Consider the following 21,982-nt stretch of genomic DNA (forward strand, 5'->3'; position numbering starts at 1 on the left):
ACCGCAAAGGACGCAAAGGACACAAAGTAAAGAAAGAAGTTAAAAGGGTTTGGCGCAGCCTCACAAAGAAATGGTATTAGGAGTTAGGAGTGACAAGTAGAGACTGGAGAAGAGTTTTTTCCATGCCCAATGACAAATGACCAATGACAAATGACAAATGACTTACAAATCCAATTGAGTTGGGAAGAACCAGCGACAGGTGAACGGCGAGAACCAAGGTTAAATATACCGATCGCTTTTGGTCGAGAATTCGCTCGTTTACCTGCTGAACTTCAGGGAGTGCGCGTTTCTCGGATGCTGCTTAACAGTAACGAAGTTTCTCGCTACCATGCCCTAATTGAGTGGGAACAAGACCATTTAGTAGTGATTGACCAAGGCAGTGTTAACGGTGTCTATGTCAATGGTCAACCACAAACGCGGAGTGTCCTGGCGAATGGCGATACGTTGCAAATTGGCCCTTATTTAATAACGGTGACATTTGTTGCTAATGCCTCCGCACCAGATACTAGCCCCCCTTCAACGATTCGCTTTAACGCAAATACCAATCTTCCAGACCCCAGCTTGCCTGTAGTCCAGCCGCTAACGCCTTTGACAAGTAATTTCCCGCCATTGGCATTTCAAGCACAAAAGGTCGCTGTGCAACCACTTCATGCTACTGGATTGCCAGTAGATGAATCTGATTATCTCGCGATCGGGGCGGGATTGGGTAGCTTTTTATGGGCTGATTTGCTGCGAATTAGTGGTGTACGTGCCGACAAAATTGTGGCTTTGGGATTAGAGGCAGAACCTTATGCCCGTTACAAGCGCCTCTGTTTGAATTCGCAAATTCCCTTATATGAAAGACTGCGTTCTAATTCTGACTCTTGTCCTGATAATATTTGGGGCTGGCCTAGTTATGCCTTGCGTGAAGCTTGGGGAGACTTAGCCAAGGGAGAGATAAAGTCAGCATTCAAGTATTTGTGGCAAGTGTTTGCTGAACCAACATTTGCCGAAACTTATACTCCCCGTGCGGGTAACGTCTTTGATTCCATAGATAGGGAGACAAAGCGTATTGGCTGGAATCAAATTTATCGCTATGGGCGAGTTAGAGGAATTCGCAAAACTGATGATGGCAGATATTGCGTAGCCTATTCTCGCGGCCCTGGAAATTATGCTTTTTTAGTTAGTCGTTATTTACATTTAGCTACTGGGTATCCAGCAATTCAGTTTCTCCCAGATTTGCAAGCTTATAGGGAAAAATATCAAGATTTTAAATCTGTGGTCAATGCTTATGAAGCTCATGATCATGTTTATGAACAACTAGAGCAACATGGTGGTACGGTATTGATTCGGGGACGGGGGATTGTGGCTTCGCGGATTGTGCAACGGATTTATGAAGCCAGAAAACGAAATCGGAATATTGCAGTTTTGCATTTAATGCGATCGCCTAAACCCCAAGGTAACAAATTTCAAAAAGCCACGCGCCTAGTCAAAAATCATTATGAATTTCAACCCTTTAACTGGCCGAAAGCCTGTTGGGGCGGCGAACTCCGGGCAATGTTAGAAAAAGCTAGTCCCGATGAACGCAAACGTTTACTAGCAGACTGGGGTGGAACTACCACCGCCGACCGCCAAGACTGGCAGCAAATTACTGCCCAAGGGTTAAGCGAAGGTTGGTATCAAATTACCTTCGGTGAGGTGCTGGATGTGGAACGAGATGCCCAAAACCGGACTATTACCAGTATCCGAGAGCAAAGCTTTGGGGAAATGAAATTACTCGCTGACTTTATTGTTGATGCTACTGGACTGGATGCCAAGGTAGATACCAATCCCCTCTTAGCAGATTTGGTGAAACATTACAATCTCCCAGTGAATCATCTGGGGCGATTGACTGTAGCGAACAATTTTGAATTAGTAGAAATGCGTAGTGATAGAGGTCAAATGTATGCGGCTGGGGCGATTACTTTAGGTGGCCCTTATGCAGCAGTTGATAGTTTTTTGGGCTTGCAATACGCCGCATTAGTCGCCGTTGATGGACTCGCCGCCGCCCGTGCTACTGGAGTTCAAAAGTTGAATGTTGTAAGTTCCTTTAGGCAGTGGTTGAAGTGGGTGTTAAATCAGTCACCTTAGTATTAGGGGGCAGAAGGCAGGAGGCAGGGAGCAGGGGGGATAGAGTATTTATCTGGCTGTTTTGAGTAGCAAATCCCAACATTGAGGATAAAAGGTGCAACGTTGAGGATAAAAAGCGCAACTTCGAGGATAAAAGGTGCAATGTTGAGGATAAAAAGCGCAACTTCGAGGATAAAAGGTGCAACTTCGAGGATAAAAGGCTCAACGTCAAGGATAAAAAGCTCAACGTTGAGGAAAAAAGGTGCAACTTCGAGGATAAAAAGTGCAACGTTGAGGATAAAAGACGCAACGTTGAGGATAAAAGGTGCAACGTCGAGGATAAAAGGCGCAACGTTGAGGTTCAGAGGTTTAATTGGCGATGTCTACGACGGGCTACGCCTACGCAGAATTCTTGTTCTCTGATATTATGAATAAAATCGGCCGTTAGAAACTTCATCCCGGCTGTATTTTTTATAATTTTTTCTGTTATTTGCTCACTATTAACTATTTAGAGACTGTAGACTGAGAACCATAAGTAAAATCTCGTGTATTTTGGCAGACTTATGGAGCCAGTATCACTGACAGCAGTTGCGATCGCAACTTTAGTCATCACCAAAGCCTTTGAAAAAACTGGTGAAATCATCGGCGAAAAGGCTTGGAACGAAGGCGAAAAGTTGTTAGTTTTGCTGAAACGCAAGGAACCTAGCACGGCGAAGGTTATCGAACAGTCTAAAACACAACCTTTAGATTATGGTCAAGCTTATCTCATTGGGCAGCAAGTAGAGGAAGCGGCAAAAAAAGACCCTGAAATTGCTCAAGCTGTGGAAGTTGTAGCTAATGAGGCACAACCTCAACTGACGAACACTATTATTGAAAATTGGCAGGGAATAAATATCAAAGGTGGAACTAATACCATTTCTGGTAACACCTTAAACTTCTGACTACAGTCGCCCGAAAGGGAATCGATAGTCTCTACTGAAATACCGCAAAATTTGCCCCTGACTGGGGTACTGGAGTTTGTCGGGCGTCAAGAGGAATTGCAAAATCTTCACCAACTTTTGCAGGATAATAAACAAGTAGCCATTGCTGTGATCGCCGGCATGGGTGGAGTTGGTAAAACAGAACTCGCCTTACAATATGCCATCAAACGCCGCGAAACATATAACGGTGGGCTTTGCTGGTTGCTACCAAAAACTGGGGATGTGGGCATTCAAGTTGTACAGTTTGCTAGAACGCAGCTTGATTTAAACCCACCAGAAAATTTAGATTTACTCGCCCAAGTGCAATATTGCTGGCGGCGTTGGCGTGAAGGTGATGTGCTGCTAGTGTTGGATGATGTCAGCGACTACGAGCAAGTTAGGCCTTACTTTCAGTCGCTACCTTCTCGGTTTAAAGTGCTGATGACTACGCGCCAGAAGTTGGGACGCATCGCACAGTTATCTTTAGATGTGCTGCAACCAGAGGCGGCGCTGGAGTTATTAAGGTCTTTACTCAAAGAAACACCGAGGCGAATTGAGCAAGAATTAGCTGTAGCTAATCAGTTGTGTGAGTGGCTAGGATATTTACCTTTAGGTGTGGAATTAGTCGGGCGCTATCTGGCGCGGAAACAGGATTTATCTTTACCAGAAATGTTGCTACGGTTGGAGAACAAGCGATTAGATGAGCGTTCCCTCTCTAAATCTAAGTCGGAAGCTGACATGACAGCACAACGAGGTGTGTTAGCAGCCTTTGAGTTGAGTTGGCAAGAATTAAAGGACGACGATAAACAACTGGGCTGTTTATTGAGTTTATTTGCAGCCGCACCCATACCTTGGAAGTTGGTAGAACAGTGTTTACCAGATGAAGATGCAGAAGATTTAGAGGAAATTAGAGACGATACTTTGCTGAATCTGCATTTACTCCAGCGCAAAGGAGAGGGAATTTATCGTCTACATCCACTGATTCGGCAATTTTTCCAAATAAAGTTGGATGAGTCAACTGAGGTTGATAAGGCAAAAACTGCTTTTGTCGCGCAGATGGTAGAGGTGGCAAACCAAATTTCTGAACAGCCTAACCTTGAAGATATTTTAAACCTCACTCCCTTTATCTCCCACCTTGCAGAAGTTGCAACCCAGCTATCCCAATATCTCAGCGATGAGGATTTAATTGTGCCTTTCACAAGCTTAGGCAGATTTTATAAAGGTCAAGGATTTTATCAGCAAGCAGAACCTTGGTTACAGCAATGTGTAAAGGTAGCTGAAAATCATCTTAGTTTAGAACATCCCCATGTCGCCGCTAGCCTGAACAATCTTGCAGAACTCTACGGTTATACAGGATGCTACAGCGAAGCTGAACCCCTGTATCAGCAGGCTTTGGAACTGAACAAACGCTTACTGGGAGATAACCATCCCGATGTCGCCACTACTCTGAACAATCTCGCAGGACTCTACGAATCTACAGGACGCTACAGCGAAGCCGAACCCCTGTATCAGCAGGCTTTGGAACTGAGAAAACGCTTACTGGGAGACAACCATCCTGATGTCGCTACTAGCCTGAACAGTCTCGCAGGACTCTACGAATCTACAGGACGCTACAGCGAAGCCGAACCCCTCTATCAACAAGCTTTGGAACTGAGAAAACACTTACTCGGAGATAACCATCCCGATGTCGCCACTACTCTAAACAATCTTGCATTACTCTACAAATCTACAGGACGCTACAGCGAAGCTGAACCCTTGTATCAGCAAGCTTTGGAACTGAGAAAACGCTTACTCGGAGATAACCATCCCAAAGTCGCCACTACCCTGAACAATCTCGCAGGACTCTACGAATCTACAGGACGCAACAGCGAAGCCGAACCCCTATATCAGCAAGCTTTGGAATTATGGAAGCGCTTACTGGGAGACAACCATCCCGATGTCGCCACTACCCTGAACAATCTCGCAGAACTCTACGGTTCTACAGGACGCTATAGCGAAGCCGAACCCCTGTATCAGCAAGCTTTGGCAATTTGTGAACGTACTTTAGGTGTAGGTCATCCCAATACAATGACAATAAGGGCAAATTATGCCATTTTTTTAAGAGAAGCATATCGCTAACGATCGCACCCTTTCTCACAAAATGGATGCCACACAACAGTTGTAGTTCAAATTTTAGCAGCGATCTTCCCCTCATAATCAAAGTACAGTAAAGAATAGAGCGTAGGCATAGCCCGTCGTAGACATCGCTTTGCGGTTTCAAATTCCAAACGCCAAATTTGAGGATAAAATTATGCGAACAGTACCAATCCAATTACCAGAAACAGTATTTTCAGCACTTCGTAAAAATCCTGAAGAATTTATCCAAGAAATGCGAATTGCCGCAGCAGTTAAATGGTATGAATTAGGTGACATTTCACAAGCCAAAGCAGCAGAAATTGCTGGGCTAACTCGTGCTGAATTTATTAATGCCTTATCACGCTACCAAGTAGATTTTATGCAATATACTGCCCAAGAGTTAGCCCAGGAAATGGCAAATGTCGATTAATCGTGTAATTATTAACTCTTCACCTTTGATTGTTCTATTAAAAAGTAAACAAGCAAAATTACTTCCACAATTATTTACAGAAATTTTAGTTCCATTAGGTGTTTTTGAAGAAGTCACAACAAAAGATGATGTCGCGTCAACACAATTAACCAGTATTTCTTGGATACAAACAGTAGAAGTTAATGCTATTGCTCCTGTTGTAGCAGCTTGGGATTTGGGAAAGGGAGAATCACAAGTATTGAGTTTGGCACTAAAAAATTCCGACTTTGCCGCTATTGTTGACGATAGAGCCGCACGGCGTTGTGGTCAAGCATTAGGTATTACTACTATCGGAACCGGAGGCTTCGCCATCAATTCTAACCTCAAAGTGCGATCGCTCCTTCTTACCTCTTCCTCCGTGTCCTCTGCGCCTCTGCGGTTCGATTCTCACGCTTACATATTGTCATTAGCGTTAGAGTTAGTGAGAGGATATCTGGATAAAAAACCAGATGTATCTCTGGAAACATTGCTGACGCGGCTAGAGAATAAACGAGTGGAACAAGAACCAGTAGTCAATGCTAATTCATTGATGCCTTCTGAATATGGTGTAGCTGAAGCTTTTGAATTGAGTTGGGAAAAATTGGATGAAAATGCCCAAAGCTTTGGCTGTTTGCTAAGTTTGTGTGCCTTAGCTGACATTCCCTTATCTATTGAGACGATAGAAGATGACAAAAAACAAGAACTCAACGAGAAAGCCATAGCCGATTTACTGGAATTGCATTTGCTACAACAGAAAAGTCAAGGAATTTATCGTCTCAATCCAGAGATTCGGCAACTTATCCAAATGAAGTTGGATAAGTCAAGTGAGGCGGATGAAGCAAAAACTAAATTTGCCGCCATGATGTTAGAGGTAGCAAAGTTAATTCCGCAACAGCCTAACCCTGAAGATATTCTCAACCTGACTCCACATATCCCGCACATTACAGAAGTTGCAACCCACCTATCCCAGTATGTCGGCGATGAAAATCTCATTACTCTGTTTACTAAATTAGCCTGGTTTTATCAAGGTCAAGGACTTTATCAGCAAGCAGAACCTTGGTTGCAACAGTGTGTAGAACTGACTCAAAATTGTCTTGGGTTAGAACATATTGTCGCCACTAGCCTCAGCAATTTAGCAGGACTCTACGAATCTACGGGACGCTACAACGAAGCCGAACCCTTGCTTGAACAAGCTTTAGAACTGAGAAAACGCTTGCTAGGAGAAGAACATATTGATGTCGCCACTAGCCTCAGCTATTTAGCATTAATCTACGAATCTAAAGGACGCTATACCAAAGCCGAACTTTTGTATCAGCAAGCTTTAGAACTGTGGAAACGCCTGCTGGGAGAAGAACATCCCCATGTTGCCACAAGTCTGAACAATTTAGCAGCATTATACTGTTATACAAGACGCTACAGCGAAGCCGAACCCTTGCTTGAGCAAGCTTTAAAACTGAGAAAACGCCTGCTGGGACAAGAACATATCGATGTTGCCACTAGCCTAAATAATTTAGCACAACTCTACGAATCTACCGGACGCCATACCAAAGCTGAACCCTTGTATCAGAAAGCTTTAGAACTGAGTAAACGCCTACTGGGAGACAACCATCCTGATGTTGCCATTAGCATGAATAATCTCGCAGCACTCTACCGTTATGCAAGACGCTATAGGAAAGCCAAACCCTTATTTGAGAAAGCTTTGAAAATTTGTGAACGAACTTTAGGTGTAAGTCATCCTACGACGATGACAATTCGGGAAAATTATACAAGCTGTTTAAGAGAAGCAGCATATCATTAGCGATCGCCTAAAAGTAATTCAAAATAAAAAAAGTAGTTACAAAGCTCCAGCATGAAGATAAAAGTCCTATTAGAACCCAGTGATGAAGGCGGATACACCGTCTATGTTCCCTCACTTCCAGGCTGTATCAGTGAAGGAGAAACTATTGAAGAAGCACTAGAAAATATCCAAGAAGCAATAGAACTTTTTCTTGAGCCAAGCTTTTTAGAGTTATTGTAAACGCGATCGCTCTCTACATCCTCAACAGTTTAAAATAATACGTCTAATGTGAATTAACTTGTGAAACCCTTGTCATCTCGTCAATGGTTTAAAACACTTTAATTTTGACCTACCCTCAAAATCCTTATGGGACAAGGGACATTTTTAATTCACATCAGGCGTATAATATTCCCCTCTTCTTGATTGATGAAGAGGGGTGAAAATTTACTTACATCCTAAAGACTTGCGAGTATCCACGCCAGTTTTAGAATTTACACCACTTGCCTTAACACAAAGCTTTTTCACTTGAACCCCATCTAAAATTGCATTTGTAAAATCAGTACCCGTGATATCCACGCCATCAAAAGTAGAACGCAGCATCATGGCATCGGTCAACACAGCATCACTTAAATCAGCATTCTTAAACCTTGTCAGATAGGCTATGCCTTCACTAAAATCAGCACCATGCAGATTTACTCCCTCCAATACGCTACCGTTAAACACGCCACCACGTAAGTCAGCATTGCTAAAATTAGCATTCTCTAATTTGAGATTGGTAAACTCAGTACCAATTAAACTTTGACCAGAGTAATCCTTGCTCTTAAGTTCATCATTCCCCACAGAACGGGTAATACTGGAAGAACTTGCAGCTTGTGCCGATAGAGGAAACAAAAAAAGAACCATAGCTAAAATAAAGCTAGCTAACAGTTGCCAATATTTCATAATGTCTTCTTAATAAATCTCAACACTTTCACCTTAACTATTAAACCTCACAGAAGGGGACAAAGGGGACAAGGGAATAGGGTACAGGTTACAGGGTAGAGATTATTTCCTATCAACCGTCCCCTGTCATCTCTTCCCTAATCTCTCGTAGGATGATAGATGTTGAGGTGCGATCGCAAAATAATTACCCGTGGCTAATCAAGAAGACAACGCCCAATCCCTGGCGCGAACCCCTTTATATCAATTGGGTGTAGAACTCAAAGCCCGCTTTACCAGCTTTGGCGGCTGGGAAATGCCCGTGCAATTTAGTGGAATTAGCCGCGAACACGAGGCTGTCAGAAATACAGCCGGAATGTTCGATATTTCCCACATGGGCAAATTTACCCTCCAAGGTAAAAATCTGATTTCCCAACTCCAGCCACTAGTACCTTCCGACTTGAGTCGTTTGCAAGCTGGTCAAGCACAATACACCGTATTGTTAAATCCCCAAGCCGGAATTATTGACGACATCATTGTTTATTATCAAGGTGAAGACACCACTGGGATACAGAAAGCATTCATCATAGTTAATGCGGCAACCTCCAGTAAAGATAAAGCATGGCTATTGCAACACCTTGACCTAGATAAGTTGCAATTCCAAGACCTTTCACCAGATAAAGTCTTAATCGCCGTTCAAGGGCCAAAAGCGATTAAATATCTCCAGCCATTAGTCCAAGAAGACTTACAACCAATCAAAGCCTTTGGACATTTGGAAGCAACCCTACTAGGTAAACCTGCTTTCTTAGCCCGCACAGGTTACACAGGAGAAGATGGCTTTGAGGTGATGGTAGACCCAGATGTGGGGATAGCATTGTGGCAAAGTCTCCATAAAGCTGGTGTTATTCCCTGTGGACTAGGCGCGAGAGATACTCTGCGCCTAGAAGCGGCGATGGCACTTTACGGACAAGATATCGATGACATCACCACACCTTTAGAAGCAGGTTTAGGGTGGCTAGTTCACTTAGATACCAAAGGCGATTTTATTGGTCGGGAAGTTTTAGCACAACAAAAAGCTACTGGAGTGCAGCGCCGATTAGTCGGTTTGCAAACTCAAGGACGTAACATTGCCCGTCACGGCTATCAAGTGTTATCCGCAGGTAAAGTTGTGGGAGAAGTTACCAGTGGCACTCTGTCGCCAACACTGGGTTATCCCGTTGCCTTAGCTTACGTTCCTACCAAGCTAGCAGGTATCGGTCAACAGCTAGAAGTTGAGATTCGCGGCAAAGCTTATCCAGCAGTTGTGGTTAAACGTCCCTTCTATCGGTCAAAAAATCGTGTTGCCAACTAACAAGCGCCAAGGTTTTTGAGGAATAATGTGTTGTGAGTTATTCAATCTACACTAAGGTTCATTACCAGATATGGCTTGGATGACTATCAAGGCAATAATTTTTTAATAAGGGAGAGGAAGTGATATGTCTTTTGAATATCCTGAAGATTTCAAATACCTAGATTCTCATGAATACGTGCGACTAGATGGTGAAATTGCCACCATTGGCATTACTGAGTTTGCCGTACATGAATTGGGTGATATCGTGTTTTTAGAACTGCCAGATATCGGCGAAGCTATTAGCAAGGGAGATAAAATTGGCACAATTGAATCAGTGAAAGCCGTTGAAGAACTGAATTCACCAGTGACCGGCACAGTCATAGAACGTAATGATGCTTTGATTGACGATCCCGAACAAGTGTCAGATGACCCCTACGGCGAAGGATGGTTCTTGAAAGTGCGCGTCGATGATCCTGGTGAAGTTGACGACGACTTGACAGCGGCTCAGTATCGCGCACTGGTAGAAGGGGAGTAGGGAGTAAGGGAGCAGGGGGGCAGGGGGCAGGGGGCAGGGGGAAAAACTACAAATTCTTCTCCCCAACTCTCCCCGCTCCCTGCTCCCTTGCCTCTTTTCTATCCCCCTTGCTCCCTGCTCCCTGCCCCCTGCCTCTTTCCACTCCACCCGAGAATAAGTCATGAAATTTAGATAAACTGAAAAGTTACACCTACTTCTCATCAGTATTTATTGCAAAATATGAAATAGTACCATCTGGAGAGTAATTTGTGGTATCACACGCCCCTATTCTCAAGTCTAATGAGCAGCAAGTGCTGGACGAAAAAAGTCAAAAGTTAAGTAGTTTTGTGCCAAGACACATTGGCCCTAACACTGATGGCATCCACCAAATGCTGAAAGTTTTGGGGTTTCCTAGCCTGGATGCCCTAATTGACCAAACAGTTCCACAGTCAATCAGGCTGAAGCAACCGCTAAAGTTACCAGCAGCAGAAAGTGAGTATGCAGCACTGGTATCATTAAAAAAAGTTGCAGCCAAAAATCAGGTTTTCCGTTCATACATTGGTATGGGATATTACGACAGTATTACCCCTCCTGTGATCGGGCGTAACATTCTAGAAAACCCTGGTTGGTATACTGCCTACACTCCCTATCAGCCAGAAATTGCCCAAGGGCGACTAGAAGCGCTGCTGAATTTCCAAACCCTGATTATCGACCTCACAGGTTTAGAAATTGCCAATGCTTCCTTACTTGATGAAGCCACAGCAGCAGCAGAAGCGATGAGCCTAAGCTATGGTGTCTCCAAAAATCACGCAGATGCCTATTTTGTCTCTCGTGACTGTCATCCCCAAACTATTGATGTGTTGCAAACACGTGCTAAACCATTAGGGATTAAGATCATTGTCGGCGATCATCAAACATTTGATTTCGATCAACCAATTTTTGGGGCTGTTCTGCAATACCCTGCAAGTGATGGCACCATTTTCGACTACCGCGCTTTTATAGAAAAAGCCCATGCTAAGGGTGCATTGGTGACGGTAGCAGCAGATCCTTTAAGTTTAACTTTGCTAACCCCTCCTGGGGAATTTGGCGCTGATATTGCTGTTGGTAGCACTCAGAGATTCGGTATTCCCTTGGGCTTTGGGGGCCCTCATGCGGCATACTTTGCTACGAAAGAAGAGTATAAGCGGCTGGTTCCAGGGCGAATTGTGGGAGTATCAAAAGATGCTCAAGGTAAGCCTGCATTACGTCTCGCCTTGCAAACCCGCGAACAGCACATCCGCCGCGAAAAAGCAACTAGTAATATTTGTACTGCACAGGTGCTACTGGCGGTAATGGCGAGTATGTACGCGGTCTATCATGGACCTGCTGGACTTAAGCAAATTGCCGAAAATATCCACTCTTTGACAGTGTTATTGGCGGAAGGACTGAAGCGTTTGGGGTATAGCATCAGTTCCAAAGATTTCTTTGATACGCTGCGAGTAGAACTGGGAAAACAAAATTTAAAAGATATTCTGGCAGCTAGCGAACAGCTTCAAATTAACCTACGGGTTTTTGATGCAACTACTGTTGGTATCTCGCTGGATGAAACAACTACACCAGAAGACTTAATCGACCTCTGGCAGATTTTTGCTGGTACAGATGATTTACCCTTCACTTTAGAAGAATTAACTTCTTCCTCATCCTCTCATCTCCCTCTCTCGCGCACCAGTACCTATCTCACTCACCCAGTCTTTAACCGCTATCACTCAGAAACGGAGTTATTGCGTTATCTGCACAAGCTAGAAAGCAAGGACTTGTCGTTAACTACGTCGATGATTCCCTTGGGTTCTTGCACAATGAAGTTGAATGCGACTGCTGAAATGATTCCGGTAACTTGGGAGAAATTTGGCAAGATTCATCCATTTGCCCCGGCATCGCAAACACAAGGTTATCAAATCCTATTCCAGCAACTTGAGGCATGGTTAGCTGAAATTACTGGTTTTGCGGGAATTTCTCTACAACCAAATGCTGGTTCTCAGGGCGAGTATGCGGGACTTTTAGTGATTCGTCAGTATCACGAAAATCGGGGCGAAGCACACCGCAACGTTTGTTTGATTCCCACTTCGGCACACGGGACAAACCCAGCAAGTGCGGTGATGTGCGGGATGAAGGTGGTGGCTGTTGCCTGTGACTCACAAGGTAATATTGACGTTGATGACCTGAAGAGTAAGGCAGAAAAACATAGTAATGAATTAGCTGCCTTAATGGTGACATATCCCTCAACTCACGGTGTCTTTGAGGAACCAATTCAGGAAATCTGCGCTGTTGTCCACAGTCACGGTGGACAAGTTTACATGGATGGGGCAAATATGAATGCCCAAGTGGGAATTTGTCGTCCTGGAGATATTGGCGCGGATGTCTGTCACTTGAATCTGCACAAAACTTTCTGTATTCCTCATGGTGGCGGTGGCCCTGGTATGGGGCCCATTGGGGTTGCATCTCATCTGGTACCATTCCTACCTGGACATGCTGTGGTAGGGATTGGGGACTGGGGACTGGGGACTAGGAAAGAGGAAACTCCCAATACCCAATCCCCAATCCCCAGTACCCAGCATATTGGTGCTGTGGCGGCTGCGCCTTGGGGTAGTGCGAGTATCTTGGTGATTTCTTGGATGTACATTGCCATGATGGGTGCAGATGGTTTAACCCATGCAACGAAGGTGGCGATTCTGAACGCTAACTACATTGCTAAGAAACTGGAATCGTATTATCCGGTTTTGTATCAAGGAAAAAATGGTCTAGTTGCCCATGAATGTATTTTAGATTTGCGATCGCTCAAAAAATCAGCTGCGATCGAAATCGATGATGTTGCCAAGCGTCTCATGGATTATGGTTTCCATGCGCCGACTGTCTCCTGGCCTGTAGGGGGTACAATCATGGTGGAACCTACAGAAAGTGAATCTAAACAAGAGCTAGATCGTTTCTGTGATGCGTTGATTTCTATTCGCCAAGAAATTGCCGAAATAGAATCAGGTAAGGTGGATATCCAAAATAATGTTTTGAAGAACGCACCGCACACTGCCGAAAGTCTCATCACTGGAGAATGGCAGCATCCTTATTCTCGTGAACAAGCTGCTTATCCTGCGCCTTGGACTCGTGAGTATAAATTCTGGCCTGCTGTTGGTCGCATTGATGCAGCCTTTGGTGACAGGAATTTTGTTTGCTCATGTCTGCCAATGGATGCTTATCAAAATAAAGTGAGGAGTTAGGAGTTAGGAGTTAGGAATCTTAATTTCTAACTCTTCTAATTCTTCTAATTCTTCCTTTACAGATAAAGGCTGATACCCCAACGCAAAAGCTTTGGAACTATCTAAAGAAACATCTGCTGGTCTAGGTGCTGCTATTTTCACATCTTGTTGTCGGCAGGATTTAAGACCAGTGCTAGGAAGCTGAAATACTTCCACTAATATCTGTCCAAAATCATAACGCGAAATCCGCTCTTTGCCACCTAAGTGAATGATGCCGTTCACTTTCTCTAATGCTAATAAAAGTCCTTTGGCGGCAGTTGTTCCACTTACTGGTGTACGAAATTCATCTATAAATAAACTTAGTTCTTCTTCAGCTTGTAAAGTCTGAATAAATGGCTGAATAAAGCTTTTAGCTGTCGGTGTTGCCGCACCAAACATCAACGGCATTCGACACACTGCGGTCATCGGATATCTTTCTAGCATATCTGCTTCTGCGATCGCCTTTTGCTCACCGTAAAGATTGACAGGGCACACGGCATCTGTTTCTTGATATGGGGCATTTAAGCCATCAAAAACTAAGTCAGTTGAGGTAAAAGCACAAGGAATCGAATTATCTGCACACAGTCCGGCAATATTGCAGGATGCTATCACATTAATTGCGTGCGATTCTTTGGGGTTGGTTTGACAAAAATTTGGTTGCGAATGTGCAGCAGTATGAATAACTGCCGTTGGTTTGACATCATTAAATATACGTTTCAATTCCTGAAAATTTGTTAAGTTTGCTTTTAACATTTTCATCTCAGGAATCTCTAAGGGATGGGATAAATAAGTGCCATAAATCTCCCATTCTTCTTTTGCTAGCTGGCAAAGATGCCATCCTAAAAAACCACTTGCTCCGGTGATTAACAATTTTTTCATGTCTACTCGTAAACCGCTAGCATCACGAAAAAAATCTTGTTAGGCTTATATTCTACACTGAGTAGTGATAATAAAATACTATTGTAGTAATTTCTGAAACTGCTTTTCACTACGCACTTTGCTAAAATCGGGGTCAGTTTTTGCTAATTTCTTGTATTTATCAGGAACAAGCTTGATTGCTTTGTCTAGATTCTCAATTGCTAATTCCAGATTGCTTTGTAAAGCATAAGAGCAAGCTTTGTTGTAATATGCTTGGTGCAAATCCGGCTTAATGGCGATCGCTCTATTATAAGATGCGATCGCATCTTGGTAGCGGTGCAGCTTTGCCAGAGCTATGCCTCGGTTAATTAAGGCTTCATATTTGTTAGGTTTGGTAGCGATCGCTTTGTCGTAAGATACAAGAGCATCTTGGTAGCGTTGCAACGATGTTAGGGCGATGCCGCGATTATACCAAGCTTCATATTTGTCGGGTTTGATGGCGATCGCTTTGTCGTAAGATACAAGAGCATCTTGGTAGCGTTGCAACGATGTTAAGGCTATGCCACGGTTAATCCAAGCTTCAGGATTTTCAACTTTGATGGCGATCGCTTTGTCATAAGCTTTTATGGCATCTTGATAACGTTGTCCATCTAATAAATGATTGCCTTGATGAAAGAAATCTTCTGCCTTTTGCGTAGCCTTCGCTTCTATGAAAAGTTGGGTTACATTACTTTCTTGAACAACTTGTGTAGTATTTTCTATCGATGAATTTGCCCCACTACTACAACCAAATGCTAAAAAAACTATCATGTTAGATGCAACGAAGCAGTGCCGAAAAACCATGCTGTACCTACAAAAGTTGTTAAATGATGTTAAAATCTGCTTGTTTTTTGAGTATTATCAAAATACACTAGTTTTTAGCCATTAATTTACTTTTCTTTTGAGAAAGAGCTTTGTTGGCGCATGCAGAGATTTTTATGAAAATCAAGCGTAGATTACACTATCATATTAGATACACACAAAGCAATCACTTAGAGGATGTTTTAAAAGTATTGGGCGAATAGAATGAGACTGTTGGCAAATTCATGTAAACTGCAATTTATGGGGCGAGAAGCTTGACAATCGCAATTCGCCAACAGAGTCATAGAATTCGCTACTACACAAAACTTAGTCAACTTCCGTGGACTAAGAAAAATTAAGAGTTACATAATTCGGGCGCTCATGTTGCCCAACCTACAATATTTCTAGAGATTTCTAGAGATTTCTAGATTTTTAAGATATACAAACTAGTACAACACGGCGTAAATAAACCAACCATTTAAAATACCCAGAAAGCTTACAAAATAAGCATTCCTTCTTTTTACTTTTGCCTTTTTACTTTTGCCGTATTGTACTAGTACAATACGGCATAAATAAACCACCCATTTAAAATAGCCGCAACTTCGATGGATCGAAAATCTAAAATGGTATAACACTAAACCTCATCTATGTTGAAACCTAGAGTTTTTTAAAGGATATATTTATGTAGGTTGGATGGAGTGAAACGCAACCCAACATTACTACTACCTTATTCATGTTGGGTTACGCTATCGCTGCACCCAACCTACAAAACTACGGTTTTCAAGGTAGACGAGGTTTAGGGTAGATTTTCTTCAAGAAAACATACTTGCTAGCTGAAAATCTAGATTGACCGATCTAACTTTTCACGTCCTATGGAAAAGCCCACGAAAAACCTAGCCCCTTTTAGGAGAGAGATTTTCCAGATACCTTGAAAATTCAGATTGGCTGATAAGTTAGTTTGTGAGCCTTTGTAGAAACTTAACTTAATTATTCAGAAAATTATGTTGCTTTTTTAAAGTTGTAGTAATTACCGTCGCTTTTGGATGTGTCTTTAGACTATTTGCGGTTACAGAGATAGTTTATAATTATACTTAAATCTAAGTGTCAACCTTTACAGCCATACAAAATAAATTCAAGATTATACAAAAATCATACAACAGTCATACATTTTATCAGCATTATAATGGCTGAAGTTTTTATAAACTTCATGGAAAATTAATTGTACACAAATACTACAGTAGCGATCGCACTCAGCAGAGACGCGCGTGAATACACTCTCAACAAAAGCACGTAAAGCCAAACTGGCATAACAGCGAATTGCAGAATCCACAATAGGCAGCATTATGGTTATGATTTCCGATACGACTCCCAAAATTCTGATTGTTGATGACGACTTCGGCGTGCGAAATCTCGTCTATCGTTTTTTAAGTCGGAAATATCAAATAGAGTCAGCAGCAGATGGTAAGACTGCTTTATCGTTGTTTGAGCAATTTAACCCAGCTTTAGTAATTCTGGATTGGAATTTGCCAGATGTTACTGGTTATAGCCTCTGCCAAGAAATGCAGAGTCGTACTAATGTTTTAGTGCTGATACTGACTAGTAGGACTGATGAGGCTGATAAAATTAAAATCTTAAGCGCGGGTGCTGATGACTTCATGACTAAACCATTTAGTCTTGCAGAAGTTGAAGTTAGAGTCGAAGCTCTTTTGAGGCGGATACGCTACATCAACCCCTCGCCAACACAACGGATCGTTTTCAAGCAGTTAGCAATTAATCCAGAGGGTCGAGAGGTAACACTTAACGATAAACCTCTGGCTTTAACAGCGCTGGAATTTAATATCTTACATTTTTTAGCAAGTCATCCTAATCAAGCTTGGAGTCGCCCACAATTAATCCAAAAAATCTGGGGTTGCGACTACATAGGAGATGGACGGGTGGTTGATGTGCATATTGGTCAGTTGCGTAAGAAGATGGAAGTCGATACCAGCGTACCGGAGTTTATTAAAACTGTACGGGGCTATGGTTACAAGTTTGAAGCACCCGATGAGATTACTAATTCGTAATACTCGCCTCCGGCGATAAACAAGCTACGTAATTCGTAATTCGTAATTAATGAGTACTTGCAGCATTATCTATTAATGGAGATAAAAAAGCGTATTAAAGTTATAAATAGATAGAGAAAAATAACAATGACTAATCCAAAGTCTAGTCGCACAGTTCGTCGGGGAAGAATATTTCCTGATATTCAATGGTCAGAAGAAAAAAAAGCTCAATGGAAAGCTCAATAAGATGCATTTTACCAACGCTGCAAAGTTATTTTTGACCGAGTTCAACCAGAGTTAATCAAAACTCACTACAACTGGTATGTAGCTGTGGAACCGGAGAGTGAAAACTATTTTACTGATAAAGACGAATTAACTGCTATAAATAAGTCTCGTCAGCAGCACCCAAATGCTCCAGTGTTCATATTTCGGATTAATGACACAGGAATAGCTGGCACAATATGATTCAAGGCAGCTTTGGTGATGAAGAACAGCTATTTTTTGAAATATATTTTAGAGTTATTGAAACGAATAATTAAATTTTAACTAACCAGATAAAAAGCTTCTGCAACCGCTTTTGGTAATTCAATCAATACGAAATAATTGCTAGGATATAAATAGTCTTCACCTGATTCATCAATAACTCTAATCATTTGGTGTTTAACAGCATCAGAATCAGAAACAGTCTGATAAATTTTCCGAATTTCTAAAGAAGCAGGATAATCTTTGTTGTTAATGCAAACAACATATTGAGTTTCTGTGTTCACTGACTGCATAACTTAACTACTCCTATAGAAGAAAACTCTAGATCACAAAGACGCGATAAATCGCCGTCTCTACAAAGGACTGATTCTTGTAAAGACGGCGATTTATCGCGTCTCTTGCCTTAACGGAATCGTATTGACCGCCAATCTTTGACTAACCAACTCAGCCGCTAAATGTATTGCTGCTTTCATACTTGTAGCATCAGCAATTCCCTTACCCGCAATATCAAAAGCTGTTCCATGATCTGGTGAAGTCCGAACGAAAGGAAGACCAATAGAAGTATTAACCGCTCGATCAAACGCCATCAGCTTCACAGGAATTAAGCCTTGGTCGTGGTAAAGCGCCAAGTAGCCATCAGCAGGATTTTGTACTAAAGAATTTCCATACCAAGCTTGACCAGGTATAACCCACATCGTATCTGGCGGTATTGGCCCATCTAACTGTAATTGTGGTCGGTTTTGCCGCTCTTGCTCTAACCAGGGAATTAACCAATCCTGTTCTTCATGCCCAAGTTGTCCCTGTTCGCCACTGTGAGGATTTAACCCGGCGATCGCAATTCTCCCTCTATATATACCAAAATCTTTCTCCAAACACTCCACCAGCAAATCTAGTTTTTGCGTCAACAACTGCGGTGTCAATACATCGGCTACTTGACGTAGGGGAATATGTGTGGTAGCTAGTATTGCGCGGAGTGTCCAACCAGTATGGGGCGATCGCGCTACGAATAACATCCCAAAACGGTCAACACCTGACTTTTGCGCCAAAAGTTCCGTTTGCCCTGGGTAATTATAGCCTGCGGCTTTCCAAGCAGATTTAGCGATGGGCCCTGTGACAATAGCATCAAATTTACCAGCGAGTGTTTGAGCGATCGCATATTCCATATAGGCAAAACTGGCCGCACCACTGGCCGCATTACCTATTCCTGGGATAACTTCACCTTGAATTTTCTCATCCAACTGGACATCGCAGACTGACAAATCATCTGGATTTGCCAAAGGTGCTAAATTCTCAGTTAAATTCAGTTTGCGATAAGTCTCTGCCAGCAAATCCCTGTTACCCACCACTGCAACGTCATATTTTTGACTAATTTCCTGATCTGCTAAAGCTTTCAAAATCACCTCCGGCCCAATCCCCGCCGGATCTCCCAGTGTCAGCACCAAACGCGGACGATTTTCTTTGACAGAGTTTATTAAATTAACTTGATTATTTTGATACATAAATTTTCTTCATAATTATTATCATCAAATTTTCCCAATTTCCCCATCTCCCACTCTTCCAACAGTAGGGATTGCCCCCCAAGCCAGTAGGGATTACTTGCTAAACTAGTTTAAAATTGTTTACACAGGTCTAATCCTAGCAACTGTTGAAAAGCTTCTGGTAGACCTAGTTTACACACCACTTTGCATAAGGAGAATCACACCAATGGGCGGCGAACTTTTGAATGCAGCTCTATTATCTTTTAGTCTAATTTTCGTAGGCTGGGCATTAGGCGCATTGTTACTGAAAATTCAGGGCGGAGAAGAGTAATTAGTGCTGAGTGCTGAGTGCTGAGTTAGGAGTTAGGAGTTATTTTATTCTCCCCCCTCCCTTTTTCGTCGAAATGAGAAAAAAGCTTGTCCGTTAACCGGACAGCTATTTTTTCATGAGTCTATCTAAATGAATAGATTTTCTGAGAAAATATGTAAACTTTTGTTCGCATAGGTTATTCTGATAACATTCTTTTCATAAAACATTAAAATTTATTACAACCCTCATGACATTATTAATCGTCGGTGCCACTGGCACCTTAGGAAGACAAGTGGCTCGTCGTGCTATCGATGAGGGATATAAAGTGCGCTGCCTTGTCCGCAGCAGTAAAAAAGCAGCTTTTCTCAAAGAGTGGGGTGCAGAACTCGTACCCGGAAATTTGCGTTACCCCGAAAGCCTAGCCCAAGCTTTAGTTGGCGTAACCCAAGTTATAGATGCGTCAACATCTCGCCCTACAGACTCACTGAGTATCAAACAAGTGGACTGGGAAGGCAAAGTAGCATTGATTCAAGCTGCAAAAGCTGCGGGTGTAGAGCGTTTTGTCTTCTTTTCAATTTTAGATGCTGATAAATACCCAGAAGTGCCGCTTATGGAAATTAAGCGATGTACAGAAGTCTTCCTAGCTGAGTCAGGCTTAAATTACACTATCTTGCGGCTAGCTGGGTTTATGCAAGGGTTAATCGGTCAGTACGGGATTCCCATTTTAGAAGGACAGCCAGTTTGGGTAACAGGTAATTCTTCACCCATTGCCTATATGGACACTCAGGACATTGCTAAGTTTGCAATCCGAGCATTGAGTGTACCAGAAACGGAAAACCAAACTTTTCCTGTAGTCGGTACTCGTGCATGGAGTGCAGAAGAAATCATCAACCTATGCGAACGCTTATCTGGAAAAGATGCTAGAGTAACGCGGATGCCAATAAACTTGCTGCGTGCTGTGCGGGGCATAATGCGATTCTTCCAGTGGGGATGGAACGTAGCAGACAGGCTAGCATTTACAGAAGTATTAGCTAGTGGTAAACAGTTAAATGCTGCAATGGATGAAGTTTACACAGTGTTTGGTTTAGATCAGCAACAAACCACAACTCTAGAAAGCTATCTACAAGAGTACTTCAGCCGAATCATGAAGAAGCTCAAAGAGGTAGACTACCAGAAAAATAAAAATAAAAAGCAGAAACCTAAAAAAACTCCTTTTAAACAGTCTTCAAAAGCCAATAGCCAATAATCGTTGCAAAACAGACATTTAGTCGTAAAATTCTAGACTCTGGATATTTGACTCTAGATTAATGACTACATGACCAAAAATGTGTAAGGATTACAGAATACAAAGCATCGCCTAAATTTGGATATTTGAGTGTGCCGAAAGCAGGCATTATCTACAATGACGTTAAACCGATAGCAGGCCGTGTCGCTATCGAGTTGAAAGACAAGCTAACCGCAGCCGGTTGGAATGTATGTATCACATCGAGTATCGGTGGGATATTGGGCTACCCTAACCCGGAAAGTCCTGTATGCCACACTCCCATTGACGGTCTAACGCCCCCTGGTTTTGACTCAGATATGAAGTTTGCAGTGGTATTAGGGGGAGACGGCACTGTTTTAGCAGCGTCTCGTCAGGTAGCTCCCTGTGGTATTCCACTACTAACAGTGAATACTGGCCACATGGGATTTTTGACCGAAACTTTTCTGAATCAATTGCCCCAAGCACTAGAACAGGCGATGGCAGGCGAGTATGAAATTGAAGAACGAGCCATGCTCAACGTCAAAGTATTTCGGGGAGATTCAGTACTATGGGAAGCCCTCTGCTTAAATGAAATGGTGCTGCATCGGGAACCTTTGACCTCTATGTGCCATTTTGAAATTGCCATAGGACGCCATGCGCCAGTAGATATTGCTGCGGATGGTGTGATTGTTTCTACACCTACTGGTTCTACAGCTTATTCATTGAGTGCTGGTGGCCCAGTGGTGACTCCCGGCGTACCTGTTTTACAGCTAGTACCCATTTGTCCCCATTCCCTAGCTTCTAGAGCATTGGTATTTCCAGATAGTGAATCGGTCAATATCTACCCAGTCAATATCCCTCGGCTGGTGATGGTGGTAGATGGCAATGGTGGATGCTACATCCTACCAGAAGATCGGGTATATATGGAGCGATCGCAATATAGTGCCAGATTTATTCGCCTGCAACCGCCTGAGTTTTTCCGAATTTTGCGAGAAAAATTAGGTTGGGGTTTGCCACATATCGCCAAACCAACTTCGGTAGAGTTGCCGTAGGGATTGGGTGGGGATTGGGGACTGGGGACTGGGGACTGGGGACTGGGGACTGGGGACTGGGGACTGGGGACTGGGGACTGGGGGCTGGTAAACGGGCTACAGGGTAAAGATTATTCTCTGTCACCTATCGTCTCTCTCTTAATTCCAATACCCAATCCCTAGTACCTAGTACCCAATCCCCAATCCCCTAGTTATTAAGATTGCATCCAAAAATTCGATTGCTGATACCTGAACGTGCTAAAAGATTCTTAGCTGCGCGTC

At 42.9% G+C, this 21,982-nt stretch carries 20 protein-coding genes; 14 read left to right on the forward strand and 6 right to left on the reverse strand.

The genetic code is table 11. The features are described 5' to 3' along the window. Positions 1–150 precede the first annotated feature (150 nt). From V7K76_RS10150 to V7K76_RS10180, 7 genes are all read left to right on the forward strand, one after another. Positions 151–2,109 (forward strand): FHA domain-containing protein, encoded by a 1,959-nt coding sequence (locus V7K76_RS10150; RefSeq protein ID WP_335029756.1) that lies wholly within the window; start codon positions 151–153, stop codon positions 2,107–2,109. A gap of 81 nt (positions 2,110–2,190) precedes the next feature. After that, positions 2,191–2,511 (forward strand): hypothetical protein, encoded by a 321-nt coding sequence (locus tag V7K76_RS10155; protein WP_334776529.1) that lies wholly within the window; start codon positions 2,191–2,193, stop codon positions 2,509–2,511. Positions 2,512–2,651: 140 nt separating this feature from the next. Beyond that, the gene (locus V7K76_RS10160; RefSeq protein WP_334776530.1) at positions 2,652–3,029 is read left to right on the forward strand and encodes a hypothetical protein; all 378 of its coding nucleotides are present in this window, start codon (positions 2,652–2,654) and stop codon (positions 3,027–3,029) included. A gap of 51 nt (positions 3,030–3,080) precedes the next feature. Beyond that, a complete protein-coding gene (locus V7K76_RS10165) occupies positions 3,081–5,165 on the forward strand; it encodes a tetratricopeptide repeat protein (protein ID WP_334776531.1) in 2,085 nt (694 codons plus the stop codon). A gap of 172 nt (positions 5,166–5,337) precedes the next feature. Beyond that, positions 5,338–5,592, forward strand: coding sequence for a UPF0175 family protein (locus V7K76_RS10170; protein ID WP_334776532.1), 255 nt, complete (start codon positions 5,338–5,340; stop codon positions 5,590–5,592). Beyond that, complete coding sequence (locus V7K76_RS10175; RefSeq protein WP_334776534.1) at positions 5,582–7,408, forward strand: tetratricopeptide repeat protein; 1,827 nt, start codon at positions 5,582–5,584, stop codon at positions 7,406–7,408. The genes V7K76_RS10170 and V7K76_RS10175 overlap by 11 nt, the downstream gene beginning before the upstream one ends. A 51-nt stretch (positions 7,409–7,459) precedes the next feature. After that, a complete protein-coding gene (locus V7K76_RS10180) occupies positions 7,460–7,627 on the forward strand; it encodes a type II toxin-antitoxin system HicB family antitoxin (RefSeq protein WP_334699671.1) in 168 nt (55 codons plus the stop codon). Positions 7,628–7,831: 204 nt separating this feature from the next. Here the strand turns inward: V7K76_RS10180 and V7K76_RS10185 are convergent, their stop codons facing one another. Further along, on the reverse strand, positions 7,832–8,329 hold the full coding sequence (locus V7K76_RS10185) for a pentapeptide repeat-containing protein (RefSeq protein ID WP_334776535.1): 498 nt from the start codon (positions 8,327–8,329) through the stop codon (positions 7,832–7,834). 190 nt (positions 8,330–8,519) lie between these two features. On the opposite strand from V7K76_RS10185, the gene gcvT reads away from it, so the two are divergent. From gcvT to gcvP, 3 genes are all read left to right on the forward strand, one after another. Then, positions 8,520–9,656 (forward strand): glycine cleavage system aminomethyltransferase GcvT, encoded by a 1,137-nt coding sequence (gcvT, locus tag V7K76_RS10190; protein ID WP_334776536.1) that lies wholly within the window; start codon positions 8,520–8,522, stop codon positions 9,654–9,656. A gap of 124 nt (positions 9,657–9,780) precedes the next feature. Next, a complete protein-coding gene (gcvH, locus tag V7K76_RS10195; protein ID WP_179065104.1) occupies positions 9,781–10,170 on the forward strand; it encodes a glycine cleavage system protein GcvH in 390 nt (129 codons plus the stop codon). A 248-nt stretch (positions 10,171–10,418) separates the two neighbouring features. After that, positions 10,419–13,397 (forward strand): aminomethyl-transferring glycine dehydrogenase, encoded by a 2,979-nt coding sequence (gene gcvP, locus V7K76_RS10200; RefSeq protein ID WP_334776537.1) that lies wholly within the window; start codon positions 10,419–10,421, stop codon positions 13,395–13,397. 3 nt (positions 13,398–13,400) lie between these two features. Here the strand turns inward: gcvP and V7K76_RS10205 are convergent, their stop codons facing one another. The 3 genes from V7K76_RS10205 to V7K76_RS10215 form a co-directional block, all read right to left on the reverse strand. Further along, positions 13,401–14,294, reverse strand: coding sequence for an SDR family oxidoreductase (locus tag V7K76_RS10205; RefSeq protein ID WP_334776539.1), 894 nt, complete (start codon positions 14,292–14,294; stop codon positions 13,401–13,403). Between the two features lie 78 nt (positions 14,295–14,372). Further along, positions 14,373–15,116 (reverse strand): tetratricopeptide repeat protein, encoded by a 744-nt coding sequence (locus tag V7K76_RS10210; protein ID WP_334776541.1) that lies wholly within the window; start codon positions 15,114–15,116, stop codon positions 14,373–14,375. A gap of 1,135 nt (positions 15,117–16,251) precedes the next feature. Further along, positions 16,252–16,455 (reverse strand): hypothetical protein, encoded by a 204-nt coding sequence (locus V7K76_RS10215; protein WP_334776542.1) that lies wholly within the window; start codon positions 16,453–16,455, stop codon positions 16,252–16,254. Between the two features lies 1 nt (position 16,456). Here V7K76_RS10215 and V7K76_RS10220 point away from each other — a divergent pair, with 1 nt between their 5' ends. Further along, a complete protein-coding gene (locus V7K76_RS10220; RefSeq protein WP_334776543.1) occupies positions 16,457–17,176 on the forward strand; it encodes a response regulator transcription factor in 720 nt (239 codons plus the stop codon). 521 nt (positions 17,177–17,697) lie between these two features. Here V7K76_RS10220 and V7K76_RS10225 read toward each other — a convergent pair. Both V7K76_RS10225 and pdxA read right to left on the reverse strand, forming a co-directional pair. Next, positions 17,698–17,931: a hypothetical protein gene (locus V7K76_RS10225; RefSeq protein ID WP_334776545.1), complete on the reverse strand. Its 234-nt coding sequence runs from the start codon at positions 17,929–17,931 to the stop codon at positions 17,698–17,700. Between the two features lie 93 nt (positions 17,932–18,024). Continuing rightward, positions 18,025–19,137 carry a 4-hydroxythreonine-4-phosphate dehydrogenase PdxA gene (gene pdxA, locus V7K76_RS10230; protein ID WP_334776546.1) on the reverse strand — a complete coding sequence of 371 codons (1,113 nt, stop codon included), beginning with the start codon at positions 19,135–19,137 and terminating at the stop codon, positions 18,025–18,027. 205 nt (positions 19,138–19,342) lie between these two features. Between pdxA and petM the strand changes: the two genes are divergently transcribed. From petM to V7K76_RS10245, 3 genes are all read left to right on the forward strand, one after another. Further along, the gene (gene petM / locus V7K76_RS10235) at positions 19,343–19,447 is read left to right on the forward strand and encodes a cytochrome b6-f complex subunit PetM (protein ID WP_292849136.1); all 105 of its coding nucleotides are present in this window, start codon (positions 19,343–19,345) and stop codon (positions 19,445–19,447) included. Between the two features lie 226 nt (positions 19,448–19,673). Beyond that, entirely contained in the window at positions 19,674–20,672 is a 999-nt protein-coding gene (locus V7K76_RS10240; protein WP_334776547.1) for an SDR family oxidoreductase, read from the forward strand. Positions 20,673–20,803: 131 nt separating this feature from the next. Then, the gene (locus V7K76_RS10245; protein WP_334776548.1) at positions 20,804–21,721 is read left to right on the forward strand and encodes an NAD(+) kinase; all 918 of its coding nucleotides are present in this window, start codon (positions 20,804–20,806) and stop codon (positions 21,719–21,721) included. Positions 21,722–21,982 lie beyond the last annotated feature (261 nt).

This window comes from Nostoc sp. (genome assembly GCF_036917975.1).
In the GTDB taxonomy this organism is placed as follows: domain Bacteria; phylum Cyanobacteriota; class Cyanobacteriia; order Cyanobacteriales; family Nostocaceae; genus Nostoc.

What these genes read in the sequence shown, in the direction of transcription:
- V7K76_RS10150 (WP_335029756.1), top strand. Translation starts at nt 151, where the DNA reads ATGACAAATGACTTACAAATCCAATTGAGTTGGGAAGAACCAGCGACA.
- V7K76_RS10160 (WP_334776530.1), top strand. Translation starts at nt 2,652, where the DNA reads ATGGAGCCAGTATCACTGACAGCAGTTGCGATCGCAACTTTAGTCATC.
- V7K76_RS10240 (WP_334776547.1), top strand. Translation starts at nt 19,674, where the DNA reads ATGACATTATTAATCGTCGGTGCCACTGGCACCTTAGGAAGACAAGTG.
- V7K76_RS10185 (WP_334776535.1), bottom strand. Translation starts at nt 8,329, where the DNA reads ATGAAATATTGGCAACTGTTAGCTAGCTTTATTTTAGCTATGGTTCTT.
- V7K76_RS10225 (WP_334776545.1), bottom strand. Translation starts at nt 17,931, where the DNA reads ATGCAGTCAGTGAACACAGAAACTCAATATGTTGTTTGCATTAACAAC.
- V7K76_RS10175 (WP_334776534.1), top strand. Translation starts at nt 5,582, where the DNA reads ATGTCGATTAATCGTGTAATTATTAACTCTTCACCTTTGATTGTTCTA.
- petM (WP_292849136.1), top strand. Translation starts at nt 19,343, where the DNA reads ATGGGCGGCGAACTTTTGAATGCAGCTCTATTATCTTTTAGTCTAATT.
- V7K76_RS10215 (WP_334776542.1), bottom strand. Translation starts at nt 16,455, where the DNA reads ATGCTGCCTATTGTGGATTCTGCAATTCGCTGTTATGCCAGTTTGGCT.
- V7K76_RS10220 (WP_334776543.1), top strand. Translation starts at nt 16,457, where the DNA reads ATGGTTATGATTTCCGATACGACTCCCAAAATTCTGATTGTTGATGAC.
- V7K76_RS10170 (WP_334776532.1), top strand. Translation starts at nt 5,338, where the DNA reads ATGCGAACAGTACCAATCCAATTACCAGAAACAGTATTTTCAGCACTT.
- V7K76_RS10210 (WP_334776541.1), bottom strand. Translation starts at nt 15,116, where the DNA reads ATGGTTTTTCGGCACTGCTTCGTTGCATCTAACATGATAGTTTTTTTA.
- pdxA (WP_334776546.1), bottom strand. Translation starts at nt 19,137, where the DNA reads ATGTATCAAAATAATCAAGTTAATTTAATAAACTCTGTCAAAGAAAAT.
- V7K76_RS10205 (WP_334776539.1), bottom strand. Translation starts at nt 14,294, where the DNA reads ATGAAAAAATTGTTAATCACCGGAGCAAGTGGTTTTTTAGGATGGCAT.
- V7K76_RS10180 (WP_334699671.1), top strand. Translation starts at nt 7,460, where the DNA reads ATGAAGATAAAAGTCCTATTAGAACCCAGTGATGAAGGCGGATACACC.
- gcvH (WP_179065104.1), top strand. Translation starts at nt 9,781, where the DNA reads ATGTCTTTTGAATATCCTGAAGATTTCAAATACCTAGATTCTCATGAA.